General features: G+C 61.9%; 3 protein-coding genes and 1 pseudogene. 1 reads left to right on the top strand and 3 read right to left on the bottom strand.

Annotated features, from left to right (window positions below):
- Positions 1–267 precede the first annotated feature (267 nt).
- A complete protein-coding gene (locus E2C06_RS35930) occupies positions 268–1293 on the bottom strand; it encodes a polysaccharide deacetylase family protein (protein ID WP_133293317.1) in 1026 nt (341 codons plus the stop codon).
- Positions 1294–1465: 172 nt separating this feature from the next.
- Between E2C06_RS35930 and E2C06_RS35935 the strand changes: the two genes are divergently transcribed.
- Positions 1466–2619 (top strand): IS3 family transposase gene (locus E2C06_RS35935; protein ID WP_133293318.1). Its coding sequence is split into 2 segments (ribosomal slippage): positions 1466–1742 and positions 1742–2619, totalling 1155 coding nucleotides; the frame shifts between segments, so codons are not numbered across the junction.
- Here E2C06_RS35935 and E2C06_RS40100 read toward each other — a convergent pair.
- Positions 2587–2823, bottom strand: a complete 237-nt coding sequence (locus E2C06_RS40100) for a hypothetical protein (RefSeq protein ID WP_370451531.1) — start codon at positions 2821–2823, stop codon at positions 2587–2589. The genes E2C06_RS35935 and E2C06_RS40100 overlap by 33 nt on opposite strands.
- Before the next feature lie 117 nt (positions 2824–2940).
- Positions 2941–3149 (bottom strand): annotated as a pseudogene (locus E2C06_RS35945) (IS66 family transposase); the annotation flags it as partial.
- Between the last annotated feature and the right edge of the window lie 108 nt (positions 3150–3257).

Below are 3257 nucleotides of genomic sequence, written 5' to 3' on the forward strand. Positions count from 1 at the left end.
CCAGGCCTCGTCCACCTTCCAGGGCCGAAAGCTCTTCGTCATGCCGCCGAGCGAATCACCGCACGATCCGCCTGTCGAGCCTCTTCAGCCGTTACGTGGACGAGCTCCTAGGGATTGAGAATGCCTGAATCGCAGCGCACTCGCCTTCCTCCGCTCGGCCTCCGTCCGCCTCATGCTCCAAAGGCTATGTCAGAGAACCGCATGATCCCGGATAGGCTCTAATCACTACGTCGCAAAAGACAGAGAGGGTGGGCAATCACCGAAACCCTAAGTTTTCCCCATGACCAGGGGAGCAGCGATTGTGCTACAAACCTTGAAGTTATCTACGCAAAGAACTCGGCTCGTATAATTACCCATCTCCTTCAATACTAATTCAAGACGCTGCCATTGTTCCTGCTCCTCAAGCTCCCAGGAATGTCCCCAGAGGTGGAATGTACCACCGTTTCTTATTGCGGAATCGAGCAGAGAGCACGCCATACTAGTCCAGTCACCGCTCCGGCCATGCGAGATGTATGACCAAAAATTTCTGAAAGCAGCGCGTCTGACGGCATTCCGAAAATACCCAGCAATACCATGTGGGTGGGCCTGAACAGAGGTGGGCATTATTGAGATACCGCTAAGAGGGTGTGGATAGCTCAGCGAGGCCATTTCAACAGTTCTTAAACCCGAAAAGCCAGCATCACGGGCCATTTTAACATGAACCGCTGAAAACCGTCCGGAAGGCGGGCAAAACATGCGACAAGGAGTACCCGTCTCATATTCAATCCAATTCTTCGAACTTATAATTTCATCCCGCGCATGAGGATTTGCTAAACTCGTCAACTTAACGTGGTTGAGAGTGTGTGCGCCAATTTCAAAACCGCTCGCTAAGGCGCGCAGCTGTCCCGAGTTCATTGTGCGCGTCTTTGCGTGCTTGGGAACATAGAATGTACCCTGCAAATTGTATTTGGCAAGCATCTCAGCAACCCGAAGATCAAGTGGGTGGCCGTCATCCCAGCTGGTGGTCAGAAAAGTACAGGTAGACACTTGGAACTCCTCTCGAAGTCCCAAGGTGCCTTTGACGTTACGCAGAACGCCACTCACGAAAGCCGGAGGAGCAAACTTCATCAACACGAAAGGTTCGTTCCCCTGGGCGTTCTCTTCTTCTGTGGCGCTCCCCTGAATGCAAGAACTTTCTGCAGGATCGCGCAGGCGCAGGTGGGTGATGACTTCTGTCCGGCACTCGCTGCGGCCGTTCAGTGCCGCGGGCCAGTCTGGGAGTTTGCAAACCGAGTCTAAATTTAAAGCTTGCACTCGAGGCGCTGTCGATACTGAGTTTGGATTGGCTCTCTCGCATTTCCCGTGCTGCCGCGGCGCCGTCACGCGGCGTGCATCACGCGGGCGCGGAGCAGCGCGAAGCCTGTGACCTGCCCCCGTAGAAGTAGTCCGCCGGTAAGGTAGTCCGGCGGCTACGGAGGAGGCTGGGATGGCGCGGAGGAAGGCGCACACGTCGGAGGAGATCGTCGCCAAGCTGCGGCAGGTCGAGGTTCTGGTGGGCCAGGGCAAGTCAGTGGCCGAGGCGGTCCGATCAATCGGCGTGACGGAGCCGAGCTACTATCGCTGGCGGTCGGAGTACGGCGGCCTGAAGGTGGATCAGGTGAAGCGGCTGAAAGAGCTGGAACGCGAGAACGCCCGGCTGCGGAAGGCTGTGTCGGATCTGACGCTGGAGAAGGTCATTCTGAAGGAAGCCGCGTCGGGAAAATGGTGAGCCCTGCGCGGCGCCGGGCGTGCGTCGAGCATGTGGTGCGCGAACTCGGCGTGTCCGAGCGGCAGGCCTGTAAGGTGCTGGGGCAGCACCGCTCGACGCAGCGGAAGGCGCCGCGCGGGGCAGATAACGAAGCCAGGCTGACGGCCGATATCGTCGAGTTGGCGAAGCGCTATGGCCGATATGGCTACCGGCGGATCACGGCACTACTGCGCGGTGCGGGCTGGTTGGTGAACCGCAAGCGCGTCGAGCGGATCTGGCGAGGCGAGGGGTTGAAGGTGCCGCAGCGGCAGCTAAAGCGCGGCAGGCTGTGGCTGGCGGACGGCTCCTGCATCCGGCTGCGGCCGGAGCGGCCGAACCACGTCTGGGCCTACGACTTCGTCGAGGATCGTACCCGCGAAGGTCGCAAGTTCCGGATGCTCTGCGTGGTCGACGAGTTCACCCGCGAGGCGCTGGCGATCCGCGTCGCGCGCAAGCTCAGCTCGTCGGACGTGATCGACCTGCTGGCTGACCTGTTCCTGAGGCACGGCACGCCCGCTCATATCCGCTCGGACCAGGGGCCGGAGTTCATCGCCGAGGCGGTGAAGGCCTGGATCGTGGGCGTCGGCGCGAAGACGGCGTACATCGAGAAGGCGAGCCCGTGGGAGAACGGCTATGTCGAATCCTTCAACGGCAAGCTGCGCGATGAGCTGCTGAACGGCGAGGTGTTCAACACGCTCCGGGAAGCCCAGGTGCTGATTGAGGAATGGCGCCAGCACTACAACCGGGTGCGGCCGCACTCGTCGCTGGGCTATCGGCCGCCCGCGCCGGAGACGGTGCCAGTGGCCAGATCGCAGATCAGCTCAGGAGCAGGCGCGGCGGCGGTGGTCCACTAAAATTCCGCCCGGACCACTCGATGGGGGCTGGTCACCTGCTCGGCCGTACATGGTGCGCTTGATCATTTTGATGCGGCAGATCTGTCCCTCGGCTGGGCTGGTCGTCCAGGGCAGGCTGAGCGCGGCTTCCACGGCGGTGATGTCCTTCCGCAGCTCGGCGACGAAGGTCCTGTCAGGCCGCGACAGGGTCCTGGACACGGCCATCAGCAGCCGCGCCAAGCGCCGGCCCGAGGGCGGCCGCTATGGCTAGCCGTCGGCGGTCGGGGCGCACGGGTTCTATTCCGCTCCGTCCTTCGGCGCTCCCTTGCCCAGCTGCGGACGGTGGTAGCCGGAGCAGCCCTCGATCCGCACCCGTCGGAAGCAGTGCTTCCGACCACCGAGGCTACCACCTCGGCACGGCGCAGCGTTGCGACGGCTGCCACGCGCCCGGCCTGGAACCGGCCTCGGGCGCGGCGGAGCAGGTTCATCAGCCCGCCCTGGCTGAGGCGCAGCTCGAACAGGTTGTCAATGCTGAGTCCGGATTGGCTCCGGTGATTGTCAAAGAAGTTGTCCGGTGCCGATCAGGCGGCGTCTCTGATTTTCGGGTCTCGGGCGTCGCGCTCGGGGTTGAGGCAGACGTCGCCAGCCGGCGTCCAGTT

This window comes from Dankookia rubra (assembly GCF_004355005.1).
GTDB lineage: Bacteria > Pseudomonadota > Alphaproteobacteria > Acetobacterales > Acetobacteraceae > Paracraurococcus > Paracraurococcus ruber_A.

Coding starts and splice junctions, on each gene's coding strand:
- E2C06_RS40100 (WP_370451531.1), bottom strand. CDS start 2,823: ATGGCCGTGTCCAGGACCCTGTCGCGGCCTGACAGGACCTTCGTCGCC.